Origin of the sequence: Methyloceanibacter sp. (assembly GCF_041573655.1) — a bacterium.
Classification (GTDB): Bacteria; Pseudomonadota; Alphaproteobacteria; order Rhizobiales; family Methyloligellaceae; genus Methyloceanibacter.
Genome location: NZ_JBFFQD010000028.1, coordinates 1 through 16,711 on the forward strand (window position 1 = coordinate 1; position 16,711 = coordinate 16,711).

Below are 16,711 nucleotides of genomic sequence, written 5' to 3' on the forward strand. Positions count from 1 at the left end.
AGCCGCTGAACGAGGCGATCGTCAACATCGAAGTCTTCACCGACGCCCTGGCGCGCAATTCCGACAGGGTTGACGGTATTCTCGCCGGCATCGAGCGGATGACTGGCGGCGGTAAGGGTAGCGGCACGCTCTATTCGCTGAAGCCCGCGAGCGATCTTCCGCCACCGCCCAAGGAGGCGCCGCGTTGGCAGCTCGTCATTTCCGAGCCCACCACGCTGCTCGCCTTTAACACCGACAAGATCCTCACCCGGCCGGCGCCCGACGAAAGTCTCCCCCTGGAAGGCGCGCGCTGGGGCGACAGCCTGCCGATCTTGGCCCAGGCGACGCTGCTGCAGACCTTCGAGAACGCGGGCTACGCGCGCTCCGTGACCCAGAACATCGGCGACTTCGCCAGCGGCTATCAACTCTCGTTGAATATCCGGCAGTTCGACATTGCCACCAACGGCACCCCGGAGGCAAAGATCGTCATTCTTGCCAAGCTTCTCAATCCGGCCAGCGAGATTATCGAGTCGAAGCAATTCGAAACGTCGGCGCCCGCGTTGGGAAGCGACACGCGCGACTACGTCGACGCTCTGAGCACGGCCTTCAGCCAGATAGAACGCAATCTTCTGGACTGGACCACGGCGGCGCTCGACGCCGACCCTGCAACCGCCGTCACCGTGGAGCCTCCGGCCCCGCTCGATGATCCCGAGATGCCGCTGGCGCCCGACCTTTAGGGGCGCTTCCATTGATCTGGCTCAACGACGAACCGCTCCCTTTGCGGGATTGTTACCGTCGGAGCCGAGCCCGCAAAATGCACGCGACGGCATGGGGCTCTCCTGCTGGACGCGGAAAAATGGATCTGTTGGAAGCCATCAGGAAGCGGCGCTCCGTGCGCGAATACACCGGCGAGCCGGTGGACGATGCGGTGCTGCGTGAGCTGATCGAAGCCGCAGTCCAGGCACCAAGCGCCATCAATCAGCAGCCGTGGACCTTCGTCGTCATCAAGGATGCCGACCGCCTGGCTCAGATTTCGCGAAAGGCGAAGTCTCACCTGTTGAAGGCATCGCTCAGCGAACCGGCGCATTCGTTTCGCGAGATGCTCAACGATCCCGACTTTGACATCTTCTATCATGCGCCTGCCTTGGTGGTGATCGCGGCGGCCGATCCCACCGACTGGGCGGTCGAAGATTGCGCGCTCGCCGCGGAGAACCTGATGCTCGCCGCCTACGCCATGGATCTCGGCACCTGCTGGATCGGTTTTGCGCAAAACTGGCTTGCAACGCCCGAAGGCAAGGCCGAACTTGGCATTCCGGCAACCTATGCGCCAATCGCGCCAATCGTCGTCGGTCACCCGCGCCGCCCGCCCCCGCCGGTTCCCAGGAAGAATCCCGACATCCTCTGGATCGACGCTCAAACGCATTGCGCGTGACCTTCAGCCTCATCACGCCATAATCAGCCTCTGAACGAAGACTCGCGAAACGCAGACCGGAGACGCGGTGCGAAAAGAACGAACATCGCCACCGGAAGACACGGCCGCCTATGCGCAAGGCGCAGCGCTTGTGCTCGAACAGCTGGGCGTCAGCGTCGAGAGCGGGCTGACCGATCACGAGGCGGCGGCTCGGCTCGAGCGCTACGGGCCTAATCGCCTCGCTGAAGCCCGACGCCAGAGCGCGCTCTGGCGTTTCCTCCTCCAGTTCAACAACCTTCTGATCTACGTGCTGCTCGGCGCCGCCATTCTTGCCGCCACCATCGGCAATCTGGCCGACGCCGCAGTCGTGCTTGCGGTGGTCATCCTCAACGCAATCATCGGCTTCATTCAGGAGGGCCGCGCGGAGCGAGCCATGGAGGCGATCCGCGGCATGATCGATCCGCACGCCTCGGTTCTGCGCGACGGAAGGCGCCTTGTCGTACCGGCCGAGAGTATTGTTCCGGGCGACCTCGTCCTGCTGGAGCCCGGCGCCCGCGTGCCCGCCGACCTCCGTCTGGTGCGCTCACGCAATCTTCGCATCGACGAGGCCGCCTTGACCGGCGAGTCGGTGCCGGTCGACAAGGACACAAGCGCCACGACCCCCGGCGTGCCACTTGCCGAGCGAAGCTCCATGGCGTTTTCCGGAACCTTCGTTGCCGCAGGCACCTGCATGGGCATCGCCGTCGCCACGGGACTGCAGAGCGAGCTCGGCCGCATCAGCACACTTGTCGGCTCGGTTCAAAAGCTGACGACACCGCTGATCCGGCAGATGGACCGCTTCGCGCGTCTGCTGACGGGACTGATCCTCGCCGCCTGCACGGGCGTCTTTCTCTTCGCGGTGTACGCCCGGGACTATCCCTGGCCCGAAGCCTTCATGGTCGTGATCGGGCTCGCCGTCTCCGCTATTCCGGAAGGCCTGCCTGCGGTGATGACCATCGCCATGGCAATCGGCGTGCAGCGTATGGCGGCGCGCAACGCCATCGTCCGCCTGCTGCCTGCGGTCGAGACCCTCGGCGCGGTCTCGGTCATCTGTTCCGACAAGACAGGCACATTAACGCGAAACGAGATGACCGTGCGCAGTGTCTTGACCACGGATGGAAACTTCAAGGTTTCAGGCGTCGGCTACCGCCCGCAAGGAGGATTTGAGAAGGACGGCACGCCCATCGACAGGACCGCGAGCGGCACCCTGATGGAGGCGGCCAAGGCCGCAATCCTGTGCAACGACGCGGAGGTCAGGGAAAGCGACGGCACCTGGGCCGTCAGCGGAGACCCCATGGAAGGCGCGCTCGTCAGCCTCGGCATGAAGGCAGGCTACGACCCCGAGCGCCTGCGAAAACAATATCCGCGCACCGACGAGATCCCCTTCGACACGCAGCATCAGTTCATGGCGACACTGCATCATGGCCATGAGGACGGCCCCAACTTCGCGGTCATCAAGGGCGCCCCGGAGCGGGTTCTCTCTATGTGCAGCCGTCAGCTCACCACGGCTGGAGACGCGCCTCTCGATGCGGACAGATGGACCGCGCAAACCGAAGCCTTCGCGGTTCAAGGTCAGCGCATGCTTGCCCTGGCGGTGAAGCTCTTTCCCGAGGGGCACCGCCAGCTCAGTTTTTCCGATGTCTCCAATGGCGCCACGTTTATCGGCCTTGTCGGGCTCATCGATCCGCCGCGCGAGGAGGCGCTCGCGGCGATACGCGAATGTCAGTCGGCCGGCATCGACGTGAAGATGATCACGGGCGACCACCCCGCCACGGCCGAAGCCATCGCACGCGAGTTGAAGCTGGCGCCCGATCCGAAAACGCTTACCGGCCGTCAGCTCGATGATATCGACGACCACGACCTCAAGGACGTGGTCCAGGAGGCAAGCATCTTTGCGCGCACAAGCCCAGCGCACAAACTGCGCCTGGTGAAGGCCCTACAGGAGAGCGAGGACGTCACTGCGATGACCGGCGACGGCGTGAACGATGCGCCGGCTCTGAAGCGCGCCGATGTCGGCGTCGCAATGGGGCGGAAGGGAACGGACGCGGCAAAGGAAGCGGCGGAGATCGTCCTTGCCGACGACAATTTCGCCTCGATCGTTGCCGCCGTGCGCGAGGGACGAACGGTCTATGACAATATCTGCAAGGTGATTGCCTGGACCCTGCCGACCAATGGCGGCGAGGCGGCGGCAATCATCGGCGCCATTGCCTTTGGCCTGACGCTGCCGATGACTCCGATCCAAATCCTATGGATCAACATGGTCACCGTCGTGGCGCTCGGACTGACGCTCGCCTTCGAGCCCACCGAACCTGGTGCCATGGCGCGGAAACCGCGCAGTCCATCGGAGTCCTTGCTCTCGGGCGTGCTTCTGTGGCGGATCGCTTTCGTCTCGCTGCTGTTCGTGATCGGCGCCTTCGGTATTTTTTACTATGCGCTGGACCGGGGCTTGAGCGTCGACCTGGCCCGCACCATGGTCGTCAACACGATTGTCGTGATGGAGCTCTTCTATCTCTTTAGCGTGCGCTACGCTCACGGCACCGCTCTCACATGGCGCGGAATGCTAGGGACGCCGGCCGTCTTCGTCGGGATCGCGGCCGTGGTCGTGGCGCAACTCGCCTTTACATACCTGCCGGTCCTGCAAAAGGTCTTCGCCACCGAGGCCATCGAGCCGGCCGATGGGCTGTTGATCGTATTGATCGGTGTCCTGCTCTTGCTCCTAGTCGAGGCAGAGAAGAGCGTCTCAGGCCTCTTGGAGAAGCGAAGGGTCCCGTCGACCTAAGCGGCTTTCTTCTCGATCTCCGGCGTCCACTCGCCGAGCGTCGCGAGGCCATTCATCTCCGCGCGGTGGGCGAAGGCGGCCTCCGCTGCGGCCACGTTGTCTTTTTTGCCCGCCCAAGCAACTTGCGGTGCATGCTGTAGCGCGCGGCCGTAGGAGAAGGTCAGATGCCAGGGGAATCCGCCGATGCGGTTCATGGCATCAAGACGCGCGGTGGCCTCCACGTCGGACTGACCGCCCGACAGGAAGGCGATGCCCGGCACGGCGGAGGGCACACAATCCTTCAGCACGCGAATGGTCCGCTCGGCAATCTCCTGGTCGGAGGCCTGCGTGGCGCAGTCGGTGCCCGGCAGCGTCATGTTGGGCTTGAGCACCATGCCTTCGAGCTTGACCTTCGCGTAGTAGAGCTCCTGGAAGACCGTCTTCAGCGTCCAGGTTGTGACCCCCTCGCAGCGCTCGATCGTGTGGTCGCCGTCCATGAGCACTTCGGGCTCGACGATCGGCACCAGATCCTGCTCCTGGCACAGCGCGGCATAGCGGGCGAGCGCGTGAGCATTCGAGTTGATGGCATCGTAGCTCGGGATGCCGTCGCCGATATGGATCACCGCGCGCCACTTGCAAAACTTGGCGCCGAGGTTGCGATATTCGATCAGCCGGTCGCGCAAGCCGTCGAGACCTTCCGTGATGGTCTCGCCGGGGCAGAACGGAAGCGGCTTGGCGCCCTTGTCCACCTTGATGCCGGGGATCGAACCCGCCGCTTCGATGAGTTTCACCAGCGGCGTGCCGTCGGCAGCGTTCTGCCGGATGGTCTCGTCGAACAGGATCACCCCGGAGATGCGGTGATGCATGGCCGCCTTCGAGCGGAACAGCAGCTCGCGGTAGTCACGCCGATTCTCCTCGGTGGATTCGACCCCGATTGCGTCGAAGCGCTTCTTGATCGTCCCGCCCGATTCGTCGGCGGCGAGGATGCCCTTGCCCGGTTGCGTCATGGCGTTGGCGACTTTGTTCAGGCCCGCGAGGTCCATACCGTCTCTCTCCCTATAAAATCCCGTAATCAGCCCGCTATTGGAGCCGTTATAGGCCACGATTTGCCCATTCTACAGAGGCGAATTTTGCCATTTTTCGGGGTCGCCCGTTTGCTTAGAACCCGGGCGGGACCTTCTGCCACGGATAGCCGCGTGAGGCCATCTGGTAACCGGTGTCAAAAAGCTGGGTCATGAAGACCGGGTCAAACGCGTCCGTGCTTGTGTCCTGCACGTCTGCGGGAATATAGGCAAGATTGTAGCTGATCCCATTGCGCTTGCAGAACAAGTAAAGCCGATAAAGATCGCCGATACCTTGGTTCTTGATTAATGTCGACACTGCACGCCCCGCAATCGACAGAGTCCGCGCCTTGACAGCCTTGTACTGAGGCGAAACAAAACCGTTCCGGATAATGTATACTCGGCGAATGGGCTGAACATTCAGTTGCTTGTCTATTGCGCTAGTCGTGAGTTGCGTTGGCACCAGAAAAACTTCTCGCGTTGTCCCGCCATCGACGTGCATTTCTTCATAGCGTGCGCCCTCGGCCGTCACATCGATGACGCTTGGTGGGAATGCTACTGGAATAGCAGCAGAGGCCAGTAAGATCGTCCTGAAGAGTTCCAACGACTGAGGCCTACCACTTGAGGCAATCTCTCCCATATCCCAAATAACCGGTCGCTGAGCATCGAGATTCGTGGTCCCGATCAAGAGCCGGCGACCCTTTTTGTGCTCAGCCGCGACCTCCGCGAGAAACGCAGCATTGACATAGCTTGCAATAGTTTTTGCGAGCGGCGCATTGCTTGACAGAGAACTGCCGCCCAACAAACCCCTTACCGGCCGCATGATGGCGATATCGCTCGTATGCGATTGGGTAAAGACTTTCTTGAGTGCGGGATCGTATTTCGGCCCGAGGAAAGCAAACGGGGCGGTCAAAGCTCCCGTAGAGACTCCTGTCACGACATCAAATTTGGGCCGCGTTCCGGATGTTGTCCACCCGACCAAGATCCCCGCACCAAAAGCACCATAGCTGCCGCCACCTGAAAGCGCCAAGGAGGTCATGACGGGACGTCGTCCTCCACCCCTCAACTCGGGCCGACTCCGTTTAAGTTGTGCAACTCTTGTCTGTCTTAGAGCAGAAGCATTTGGTGGAAGCTCGTCGCCCCAGAAGCGGATGATATCCGCTTCCATCCCGGCGACCTGCGCATTGTCCTCGAGCGCCAACGGTACGGGACTGCGCGCCATCGATGCTGCGCAGCCCACAAGGACAACCGCCAGCGCGGGGCTCAACAGAGCCCGAAATGCGAAACGCCACCTGTCCAACTTGCCCCCCCCGCAAGATCTCCCTTTGTCTACAAAAGACTACGCAACTCTAGGGAGCAATTCCAGGGCTAGAAATCCTTAAAGCGGCAGCCCAATTGCCTCCGCGAGCTCTCCCAAGGAAAACCCCAGACACAACGAACTTCCGCCCTTTCCGCCCCGTATCCCGGCGTTCAAAGACAACGAGAAGCAAGTGGACATCATGCGATTTTTTGCCCTGGCCGGTCTGATCGTCCTGGCCACGCCGGCCCATGCGGTCAGCACCGTCACCGCGACCTGGTACGGCAACGAGCTTTGGCGCCGTCCTCGCTGGAATAGCTGATGAAGATGTCGCTCAACTGCTGCCTCAGCGTCCGATGTAGTTAAATTATCGGACATCAAGCTCAGATTTGTCACCTCTTCTTTCCCTTGTCCGCTTTGGGTCATTAGCCGACAGCTTGGTCCCATCGGGCAAGAAGGCGGCGGAAGTGATCCTATCCCTATGTCCGTGTAACACCACAATCGGGGGCGGCGGCGATGGCGGTGGAGGCGGCAATGGAATCGGATAAGCTGCTGGGCTGACTTGTTTTAAAGCTCTGTGAATTCAGCAAACCGCACTGCACGCTTTGGATCATTAGCGGCCGTCCTACCTCGGCTGCGACCCGTCCGTTTGTGGCGAGCATACCGCAGAGTGAATCCGCCAGCAGATCGTACTGTCACTCAGATAATCAGCAATCGCGTGAGCGTCGTTCCGATTGTCGATGTCTGAGACATTTTCGATGCCTTCGGCGAAGGTTTTGCGATCAAGGCGCGCGTGTAGAGCCACATAATCACGTTCGTCAGTGCCATTGAGCCATCTTTTGACGCCTTCAGGGACCGTGAGGCCTGGGGGGCGAAGATGTCTCTTCACGATATCTATGCCGAGGGGAGACCCGAGAGTGACAAACAATGGAACCTTTGCCTTCTTCTTGGCTTTTCGCAGCAATCGATAAGCGATGATCGTGCCAAGAGAGTGTGAAACGACAACTGTGGAACCACAAAGCAAGTGCGGCTCGACCATCTCGTCTACCGCTTTTCGGATATGCGGGCGCGTCAAATAACCATCGACCTGACGCACGAAACTGAGGCCTAAACGGCCAAGTCCCGGTACTTTACGCTCCAAAATTCGTGCAATCGCCTGCACCCACTCCCAATTGACAGCTCCGCGCTCCACCACTTCTGCCCCTAGCTCGGCATATATTTCATCATCGGCAATTTTCTCTTGCTCGGCCATTGCCAGAATCAACTTTTCTTCAAGACGCGTAAAAGTCTGCTCGTTTCCTTCTCCTCTCATTAGGATGCGCTCCGAATCTCCGCGAGCTTCCTCTACAAGCTTATGAAGCTTATCGCCGTAGAATGGCATTTCGAGCGTATAGGAAGGCTTCGTGAGCCCAAGCTCTTTCCAGGCTGAAATAAGCGACTCTTCCCACGCTTGCCGCAAATTGGCGGCGTCCTTCCCCTCCTGTCTCATGCCATGAACAAAAACGAGACGCATCAAATCTCTTCCTGACGTAAGAGTGTCGCGGCTTTGTTCCCTTCCTCGCTCCGAAGCGTGGTCCATAAGGCAGGGAGTAGACCTTGGCGAAGCGCAAATATCTCAGGTCGGACGAACTCTTTTTCTTGATCAAGAATACTCCATCCCTGCGTCATAAAGGGAAACGCACCAGCGACCTCCGTTGATACAGGGAGGCTCGTTGACAACAAAGCGACGTCAAAGGTGATCGGCTGAGAGCGGAGGGCTCGCGACTCTGCGACGTAATCTGCAATAGCAATATCGTCTATTGCTTCGAGATTACCTACTCTGTCGTAGGCATAGGCAGCGATAATCCCAAGCGACGGACTGAACTTCTCGAAATGCTTCAGCTCGTCGTAGTCACCAACACGGCCCTGTTGCATGAGTGCCGTCCAGCGAGAAACGACTTGAACCACCTCGTCGTATATCTCTTCGTCAAGTTCTTCTTCGACCGGCACGTAATTGAGACTCGCAGACAATCCGTTCTCTACAACAACGTATCCCTCAAAGCCCGGAAGGATACAGCTACCAATCCAGTTGCCATCATTCGACTCGATTAGGATGGGAATTGGCTTTTTGGTTTGGGCATGAATTCTCTCGGAAACGCTCGCATATTCAAGACTTGCTTCATCACCTTGCCGAACCACAAACGAAACAGGCACGCAACCTTCAACCCTCAGACTGGAAAGCGTAGCTGGTCCCGTCAGGGAAGAAGCAGTTGTTTCATAATAATGCTGTGCTTTAGCACTCGCGGCTTCATCGGCATTTCGCCGTGCTTCCCAAACTTTGTCTGGGGCAGCTTTTTCGAGTCCGGGATCTGCTGCAATTAGGGCCTCAAGAAGTTCCTTACCTGACATGCGATCCTTATCGCTTGGCTCTACTCTCGTTGCGGAAGCTATAGCTTCGAATATTTTGTCTCTCGATTTCGAGTCTATATCGATTGCAGTTCTCGGCCAATCTGTGGGAAATTTCGGTTCTGCTTTCATGCCTTTCTGGGAAGTTCTCAGCTCAGTATAGACGTCGTTCGGACTTCGCCATCCGGATATGACGTCAGGAAACTGGACGTTGGCTATCTTGCCGCTCTCCTCGGGAACCGACTCCTCAAGATAATTGGCAAGCTTTTCTGAGCTCACCACGCGCGAGTTCCTGGTATCGATTGCTTTTTCTTCAGCTCCATGTAGAGCGCGCATCAAGCAATCTGTAAAAATGCCGAAGGCCTCTATTTCGTCCTTGTCCACCACTTCCTGCGCACCTTCGCCAAGAAGCGTCGAATAGAATTGGTCCCACTGAGCGCCTATCCCGGGTGCGACGGGAACTGACTTTGGAAAAATGCTGCTGCCTTGAACTGTCTGACCGCCGCGGACAGTCGATCGGCACGCGTCCGCGAAGATAGCAATTTGCCGTAACCCTGAGCGCTTTGCATGGTGAAGCGATAAGTTTACGTTCACCGCTTCGTTGTCATCCTGCTCCCAACCAGGCAATAGCCAAATCGGGGTGTTGAGCGTCTGCTGAATTCCATGACCGGCAAAATATATGATGAAACGTTCTGCAAGTTCATCGACTACGCTCTTGATTCGTTCCTTTAGCGCTTTGACGGAGACCTCCGCGTGGGTCAACAGATAGCTCTCATAACCTTGCTCCTTAGCCCACGCGTGAAAATCTCTTGCTCCGTTTACGGCACCAGGCAGATCTCTCAGTTCACCGCCCGTATGTCCAATGCCTATTGAGAGCGCTACATTCTTGCCCACGGCTCTCCTCCAAAAGTGCGCGCTTGGCCTCGGAAGAAACACTAAACATTTTCTGTGATGGTGTCTTCTCCAGTACGGCGGCGAGGTCGGTATTAGTAATTTTTCGACCTTAGCTCCGGCCGCCTCTTCTTTCGTGTTGTCCGCTCTGGGTCATTAGCCGAAATCGACGGGCTGCTATGTCCGCTTCATCTACTAAACTGAGTATTAAAGATGACGGCTGCCAAGCTGAGGCCAATACGGTCGTGAGAGTTGAGCACATTCAGCAGTGGGCACAGAATTGCTCAAATCGGCTGGAGTGTGGCAATTGCCACGGCGTGAAGGATCGCCGTGACGCAGTATCTCCCCAGGCTCAAGAGGGTCTTGAGCCACTGCCTGAAGGGAGATCACCATGTATCCGCTCAGTTACGTAAAATCCCTAAAGTTCATCGCTGCGGTCCTCGTCATTATGCCGATGTCAGCCCGTGCGGATGACTTCGTTGAAAACCTTGGCCCGCATGAGCCCATCATCACGGAAGTGGGTTTCAAGCGCGTCGTGGCCTTCCAAACCTCTAGTGACACTCAATGTGCCTTCCATGCCGTAGTTTGGGATACGAGAGACGACGACACTGCTACGTCTGCGGCACGCGTTCGGGTTAGCCTAGAACCAGGCCAAATCGTTCACATCGATACCGCAGACAACAGTACGCTCAACATTCAGTGCGATCGCGAGGCAAAGACGCTCTCGGTCGTCCACAACGAGGAGCGTGTTGCATTTGGCCTTACTTCCCAGAACTTAAATCGGACTATGAAGGCTAACGCATCGGACTTCTAATCAGGAGATCCCTATGACGACTCCGAGATTTTTCGGTTTCAAAGGGGTCCGACCATGAAGAAGATCCTAGAGCATACTACTTAAGCCCCGGATGCTCCTTCTCCTCTTCCCAGCAAACGGGGCTTTCCTTTGCCAAAATTTTAGCAGCCGCTGTGTCCTTCATTAGCAGACGTAATGGGATGATCACTTTCGAACCCCGTCCGGCAGCGAGACGTCACTGATAGCTTTCGAACTGTGGTCTCGTGCCGGTGTTCAGCTCGTTGTTCGGATAAACGAAGCGAACCCACCAATCTGGAATTGCCGCCCCACCACTGCCGCCGTCCTACTTATTCAAGGAATTGATTGGCCCCAAGAGAAGATCGTTTTCCAGTCGTCCTTCATGCTGACCACGTTCCAGCCATGGGCCCTCGCCTGCTCCATCAACGACACCGGAAACCGGCCCACATCGGAATCGGGCCCGTAAGCGTATTCGCGTTTCGCATCGTCATGATGCACCAGTCCCATAAAGCAAAGCCCATTGCAGTTTGCGGTCCACTCCAGCATCTCCTTGTCGCCAATAGAATTACCGAAGGCGAAGATCGGTTGGCGCCCGATATAGTGGTTGATGCCCTCCGCCTTGCCGGGACCATCATCGAAAAACAGAAGATCCGGCAGCTTCACCAAGGTCGGACTTGAATCCCACATGCGAAATTCCGTCGTACCCGAAGACCCCACCACCTTCCAAGGCGGGACACCATAGCTCTGCTCGGTGTAGGCACGCATGAAGGCGGTCCCCCCGCCTGAAACGATGAAGGTCTTGAAGCCGTTAACGCGCAGATACTCGAGCAACTCGATCATCGGCGCGTAGGTGAGATCGGTGTAGAGGCGCTTGAAGCGCGGATGCTTGGCTGTTTTCAGCCATGTCGACACGATGTCGTTGAATTCCATCGTGGTCATGCCGCTATGGGTCGCCGTCAGGAGCGCCATGGCCCCCTTCTCCCCATAGGTGAGAAGCTTCTCGGTGTTGCCGTCGAGAACGGATTTGAAGGGCTCCTTCTTTTTCCATTGGGGATGCTGGTTGGCGGTCGCCTTCACCCGGTCGATGACGAACACGAACTGCGCATAGAGTGGCTTCTCGACCCACAGCGTGCCGTCATTGTCGAAGGTTGCGATGCGGTCCTGCTCGGGAACGTAGTCGGGGCTACCCTCGGTCGTCGCCCGCAGGACGAAGTCGATGATGTTCGCTTTGACGGTGCTGTCGCTCCAGGACGGCAGCGGATCAGCGTCCTGGGCTTGCCCGGAGAGCGGCGCGCCGCACAGCCCCAAACTCACCGCAAGAAGCAATGTCCTGCGAAACACGGGTTTCATCCGCGACCTCCCAGCCTCGTAGAGACACAGTTTAAGGACTCCCCGACCCGTTCCAAAGCACTTGGAACGGGCTCGGCACCTCGAAAGTCTTAGGCTCACACCGGGTGCAAGTGACGTCCCGACTGTGTCTGTAAAGCCACAGCATCTCGCCCTCAAACGAGTATTCTCTGGTCGAGAGTCCACGTCAGAAGTGGACCGCAGACCCGCGGGGAGGCGGCAATGAGAAGGTTTGTTGCAACGGCAGTCTTGGTCCTGGTTGGCCTTGTCGGCATGCCCAAGGACCAAGCAACGGCCGTCGAGGGCGGCGCTGGGTTTTATCTGCTAGGGTCCACAACCACGAATGCAGGCATCCTACCCCCGCCTGGCACCTACATTATCGATTACAACTATTTCTACTCCGGAAGCACCGACTTTGTGTTCGACAGAGCCGGATTGATTCTGGACGGCGGCGTTGAGGCCGGCGTCTACGGCAACGTGCCCGCGCCCCTCTGGGTCGCACCCGGCAAGGTGCTCGGCGGTAATATCGGGTTCCTCATGCTCATCCCCGTCATCCATAAAGATGTGAACGCCGGGGCAAGTCTAACGTTACCCCCGCCTTTCGGTGTGACGATCTCACGAGGAATTGGCGATCAGGAGACGCGGTTCGGCGACCTCGTGCCGGGCGTCATGTTCGGCTGGCACAGTGGAAACTGGCACTTCAAGACCCACACGCTTGTGAACACTCCAACCGGGTTCTGGGAACTCGGAAATCTCGCCAACGCCGGTTTCAATCGTTGGGCTATCGACAATGCGGCGGCTTTCACCTGGCTCGACCCAGAGATCGGTCTTGAGGTTTCGGCTATGGCGGGCATCACGTACAACTGGGAAAACCCCACCACCAACTACAAGAGCGGTTCGGAATTCCATCTTGAATATGCAGCCGTTCAAAACTTCTCCAGGCAGTTCGCGTTGGGCATCAACGGCTTCGTCTACGATCAGATCTCAGGGGACAGCGGACCTGGCGCACGGCTCGGTTCATTCGAGGGGCGGGTCCTAGCGATCGGGCCCGTGATGAACCTCAATTTTCAATTGGGCCCGCTGCCCGTCGCGACCTCTTTGAAGTACTTCCGGGAGTTCGACGTCAAGAACCGGCTTGAAGGCGATTCCGGCTACGTCACCATAACCATTCCGCTGTCCTCCCCAGGAAACTAGGGCAGAACGGCGCACCTGGCTCCTCTACGTGCAAATCGCTCGCTCGTAACCGACCCATCAGCCCTACAGAGACTCTGGGTGCCACGTGTTGCAACGCAACAAGCCCTCGCGACGCTGGCGCGACAATCGGCGGGCACGCTATACAACGCATCGCAATTTCGATTGTGCAGCGCATAACTCTTCGTTTTTTAACCGCTTTCGAGACTCCGGTCTTATCAATGTCGCATTCAACTGCTAAACATCAGTCAGGCTGACGTGGGGGTCGCCGACACGCATTGTCGTTCGAAGAGATTGCTTGCCTCTGACGCCTCAACGATCAGAGCGGGATCTCAAGGACGGCACAATTGGAGGCGGGTATGGCACTCCCCCGGATTGTCGTTCGCGGCAAGAAAGTCATTCTGCTCAGCGGCTTCAAAGACGAGACCAAACGCGTAGACGAGACACGCAAGGGCGTGATCGTGAACGCTGAGGATAAGCTCGTGGCCGCCGCCCAGCGGGATCCGGATGCGGTCGCTTTCGGTTATATAGCCGGCGAGTGGGTCGCATCTGCTTGAGGCTTAAGAACCAAGGATAGAGTTCGGCGGGCGCCCTGCCCGCAAGTGTGCGGCTGAGCGCCTAGGAACTGCTGCGCCACCGTATCGGCGCCTCTTGCCGGGCGCAGTCCCACCCCTCATAACCCCCTGAACGCCAACCCTTCTGAGTTAAGGCCACACCGGAGCGCCACCTGGCGCCGCGCGCCTCATGACGATCGCCCTGACCACGCATACCCTGGCCGTGCCGCCCGAGTGGGCGCCTCAAAAAGCGATCTGGACGGCCTGGCCGGCCGACGCGTCCGAATGGAACGGCGACCTTCAGGCCCCGCGCAATGACGTTGCGGCCCTGGTGCACGCGCTGAGCCCAACCAACACCGTGCGCGTTCTGGCCAACGGTGCTGAAGCGGAGACATCCGCGCGGGCCGCGCTCGGGGATGCGCCCGAGATCGTTCGCGCGGCATACGGAGACATCTGGCTCCGCGACACCGGCCCCATCTTCGCGCGTTCGCCGCAAGGTCCCGTGGCGCTACGCTTCAGGACCAATGGCTGGGGCGGCAAGTTCGCGCTTCCCGGCGACAACACGGTCGGGTACGACATCGCTGCGCTCGCCGCTGTGCCGACGCTATCCTTCGACTTCGTGCTGGAAGGCGGCGCCATCGACCATGACGGCCAAGGCACCGTCCTCACCACGCGCCAGACGCTGCTGAACACAAACCGCAATGGCTGGACCATCGACGAGGCGGAGGCCGCGCTGAGGACCGCGCTCGGCGCACAGAAAGTCATCTGGATCGACGAAGGGCTAGAAGGCGATCACACCGACGGCCACGTCGATAATGTCGCCCGCTTTGTCGGCCCGGGCCGCGTCGTGTGTCAAACGCCGTCCGGTCGCGACGATCCCAATGCCGCCGTGCTTGAGGCCGTTGCCGCGCGCCTAGACACTGCGACGGATGCGAAAGGCCGCAGACTTGAGGTTATGCGCATCCCAAGCCCCGGCCGCGTATTGAACGGGAGCGGCGACATCGCGCCCGCCTCGCACCTGAACTTCGTCATCGCCAATTGCGTCGTGGTGATGCCCACTTACGGCACAGAGACGAGCGAGCCCGCCCGTGAGGCCCTGCAAGCGGTATTCGCGGACCGCAAAGTCATCGCCCTCCCCGCGCTTGGCTTGCTCGGCGCCGGCAGCGCGGGCGGCGGCACCTTTCATTGCATCACCCGCGAGGAGCCGAGCCTGTGACGCGTCACCTGTCCGTCGCCGCCATCCAGTCGGCCTTCGGCCACGACATGAAAGCGAACCTGGACAAGGTGGAAGCGTTCATCCGCGTGGCCGCCGCACAGAACGCGCAAGTCGTCCTTCCGCCGGAGCTGTTCCAGAGCATCTACTTCCCCACGCGCCAGGATGCGAGTTGGTTCGAGACGGCCTATCCCGTCGCCGAGCATCCGTGCGTGCGTGCACTTCAAGCGACCGCCAAGGCGCTGAAGGTCGTCATCCCCATCTCGTTCTTCGAGAAGGACGGCCCGCGCTATTACAACAGCGTGGCGGTTGCCAATGCCGATGGCGAGATCCTCGGCGTCTACCGCAAGAGCCACATCCCTGAGGGGCCCGGCTACCAGGAGAAATACTATTTCCGTCCCGGCGATACGGGCTTCAAGACGTGGACGACGGCCTATGGCGTCATCGGCGTCGGTATTTGCTGGGACCAGTGGTACCCGGAGGCCGCACGCGCCATGGTGCTGCAAGGCGCCGAGGTCTTGCTCTACCCCTCGGCGATCGGCTCAGAGCCCTACGACGAGACCCTCGACACGCACGCGCGCTGGCAGCGCGTGATGCAAGGCCATGCCGTAGCAAACGCCGTGCCCATCGTTACTGCGAACCGCGTCGGCACGGAAGACAATGACAGCGTCCTCCAGACCTATTACGGCCACTCCTTCATCGCCGATCACACGGGCGATATGGTCGCCGAGCTTGGCGAGGGCGCCGAAGGTGTCATTATTGCCGAATTCGATGTTGACGACATCGCCGCCTACCGCGCCGATTGGGGCTTCTTCCGCGACCGCCGCACCGATCTTTATGGGAAATCGATATGACAGCCGTTCTGAATCCTCTCGACGATCCAACCACCACGCGCATTGTCGCCGGCGACACGGAGGCCGTATTCGTACCCGGCCACGGCATGCTCGGCATTTCGCTGCGCCATAAGGGCCTCGAGTACTTGCGCCGTATCGATGACCTCAAGACCTACGCCGCGATGAACCAGACCGCGGGCATTCCCTTCCTCTTTCCCTGGGCCAACCGGCTTGGCGGACTCCAATACGAGATCGAGGATCGCGGCGTGACGCTCAGCGGCCATTCGCCGACGCTCCGCTACGATGGCAATGGCCTGCCCATGCACGGCCTGATGTGGCCGCACCTCGCTTGGAGCATCGAGACGACGGCGCCGGACAGTCTGACGGCGCAATACGATTGGTCTCATCCCAAGGGCCTCGTCATCTTCCCCTACCCCTGCCGGCTGACAATGACGGCAACCGTGGCGCCCGGAAACCTCACCATCGAGACAGCGCTCGCGCCGACAGGCGACATTGGCGTGCCTGTCAGCTTCGGTTTTCATCCTTATCTTGGACTACCGGACGTGCCCCGCCAGGACTGGCAGGTGACGCTCCCTGAGATGCGGCATCTCACCCTCGATAAGCGGATGATCCCGACCGGCGGATCGGAGCCCTTCCCGGGCCTCGATGCGGCACTCGGCGACCGGGCTTTCGACGACGGCTTCGCGCTTCTCGGAGACAGCGCCACCCTGTCGGTCGCGGCCGGAGGAAACCGCATCTCGGTGGACTTGCTGGAGGGCTATCCCTACACGCAGGTCTATGCCCCGCACGATAAGGACTTCCTCGCCTTCGAGCCCATGACCGCGCCGACCAACGCGCTGATCAGCGGCGAGGGCTTGCGGCTGGTCCCCCCGGGCGAGACGTTTAGCGCCAAGTTCCGCTTCAAAGTGGACTAGAGGCGA

The 16,711-nt window shown here is 59.6% G+C and carries 13 protein-coding genes; 8 read left to right on the forward strand and 5 right to left on the reverse strand.

Annotation, left to right across the window (positions count from 1 at the left end; all coding sequences use genetic code 11):
* From ABY454_RS08125 to ABY454_RS08135, 3 genes are all read left to right on the forward strand, one after another.
* A partial coding sequence (locus ABY454_RS08125) for an ABC-type transport auxiliary lipoprotein family protein (RefSeq protein ID WP_372929696.1) occupies window positions 1-716 on the forward strand: 716 nt, incomplete at its 5' end.
* A 119-nt stretch (window positions 717-835) separates the two neighbouring features.
* Window positions 836-1,411, forward strand: coding sequence for a nitroreductase family protein (locus ABY454_RS08130; RefSeq protein WP_372929697.1), 576 nt, complete (start codon window positions 836-838; stop codon window positions 1,409-1,411).
* A gap of 67 nt (window positions 1,412-1,478) precedes the next feature.
* Window positions 1,479-4,208 (forward strand): HAD-IC family P-type ATPase, encoded by a 2,730-nt coding sequence (locus ABY454_RS08135; RefSeq protein ID WP_372929699.1) that lies wholly within the window; start codon window positions 1,479-1,481, stop codon window positions 4,206-4,208.
* On the opposite strand, the gene ABY454_RS08140 is transcribed toward ABY454_RS08135, so the two are convergent.
* The 5 genes from ABY454_RS08140 to ABY454_RS08160 form a co-directional block, all read right to left on the reverse strand.
* A complete protein-coding gene (locus ABY454_RS08140; protein ID WP_372929700.1) occupies window positions 4,205-5,230 on the reverse strand; it encodes a class I fructose-bisphosphate aldolase in 1,026 nt (341 codons plus the stop codon). The two genes, ABY454_RS08135 and ABY454_RS08140, sit on opposite strands and share 4 nt — an antisense overlap.
* Window positions 5,231-5,345: 115 nt before the next feature.
* Entirely contained in the window at window positions 5,346-6,515 is a 1,170-nt protein-coding gene (locus ABY454_RS08145) for a patatin-like phospholipase family protein (protein ID WP_372929702.1), read from the reverse strand.
* A gap of 655 nt (window positions 6,516-7,170) precedes the next feature.
* The gene (locus ABY454_RS08150; RefSeq protein ID WP_372929703.1) at window positions 7,171-8,058 is read right to left on the reverse strand and encodes a hypothetical protein; all 888 of its coding nucleotides are present in this window, start codon (window positions 8,056-8,058) and stop codon (window positions 7,171-7,173) included.
* Window positions 8,058-9,824 carry a caspase family protein gene (locus tag ABY454_RS08155; protein WP_372929705.1) on the reverse strand — a complete coding sequence of 589 codons (1,767 nt, stop codon included), beginning with the start codon at window positions 9,822-9,824 and terminating at the stop codon, window positions 8,058-8,060. Before ABY454_RS08155 ends, ABY454_RS08150 begins: the two co-directional genes overlap by 1 nt.
* Window positions 9,825-10,965: 1,141 nt before the next feature.
* A complete protein-coding gene (locus ABY454_RS08160) occupies window positions 10,966-11,982 on the reverse strand; it encodes an HAD family hydrolase (protein WP_372929706.1) in 1,017 nt (338 codons plus the stop codon).
* Window positions 11,983-12,201: 219 nt separating this feature from the next.
* On the opposite strand from ABY454_RS08160, the gene ABY454_RS08165 reads away from it, so the two are divergent.
* From ABY454_RS08165 to ABY454_RS08185, 5 genes are all read left to right on the forward strand, one after another.
* Window positions 12,202-13,173, forward strand: a complete 972-nt coding sequence (locus tag ABY454_RS08165) for a transporter (RefSeq protein ID WP_372929708.1) — start codon at window positions 12,202-12,204, stop codon at window positions 13,171-13,173.
* A gap of 356 nt (window positions 13,174-13,529) precedes the next feature.
* On the forward strand, window positions 13,530-13,727 hold the full coding sequence (locus tag ABY454_RS08170) for a hypothetical protein (RefSeq protein WP_372929709.1): 198 nt from the start codon (window positions 13,530-13,532) through the stop codon (window positions 13,725-13,727).
* 187 nt (window positions 13,728-13,914) lie between these two features.
* On the forward strand, window positions 13,915-14,940 hold the full coding sequence (locus ABY454_RS08175; RefSeq protein ID WP_372929711.1) for an agmatine deiminase family protein: 1,026 nt from the start codon (window positions 13,915-13,917) through the stop codon (window positions 14,938-14,940).
* Window positions 14,937-15,791: an N-carbamoylputrescine amidase gene (aguB, locus tag ABY454_RS08180; RefSeq protein WP_372929713.1), complete on the forward strand. Its 855-nt coding sequence runs from the start codon at window positions 14,937-14,939 to the stop codon at window positions 15,789-15,791. Before ABY454_RS08175 ends, aguB begins: the two co-directional genes overlap by 4 nt.
* A complete protein-coding gene (locus tag ABY454_RS08185; RefSeq protein WP_372929715.1) occupies window positions 15,788-16,705 on the forward strand; it encodes an aldose 1-epimerase in 918 nt (305 codons plus the stop codon). The genes aguB and ABY454_RS08185 overlap by 4 nt, the downstream gene beginning before the upstream one ends.
* Window positions 16,706-16,711 lie beyond the last annotated feature (6 nt).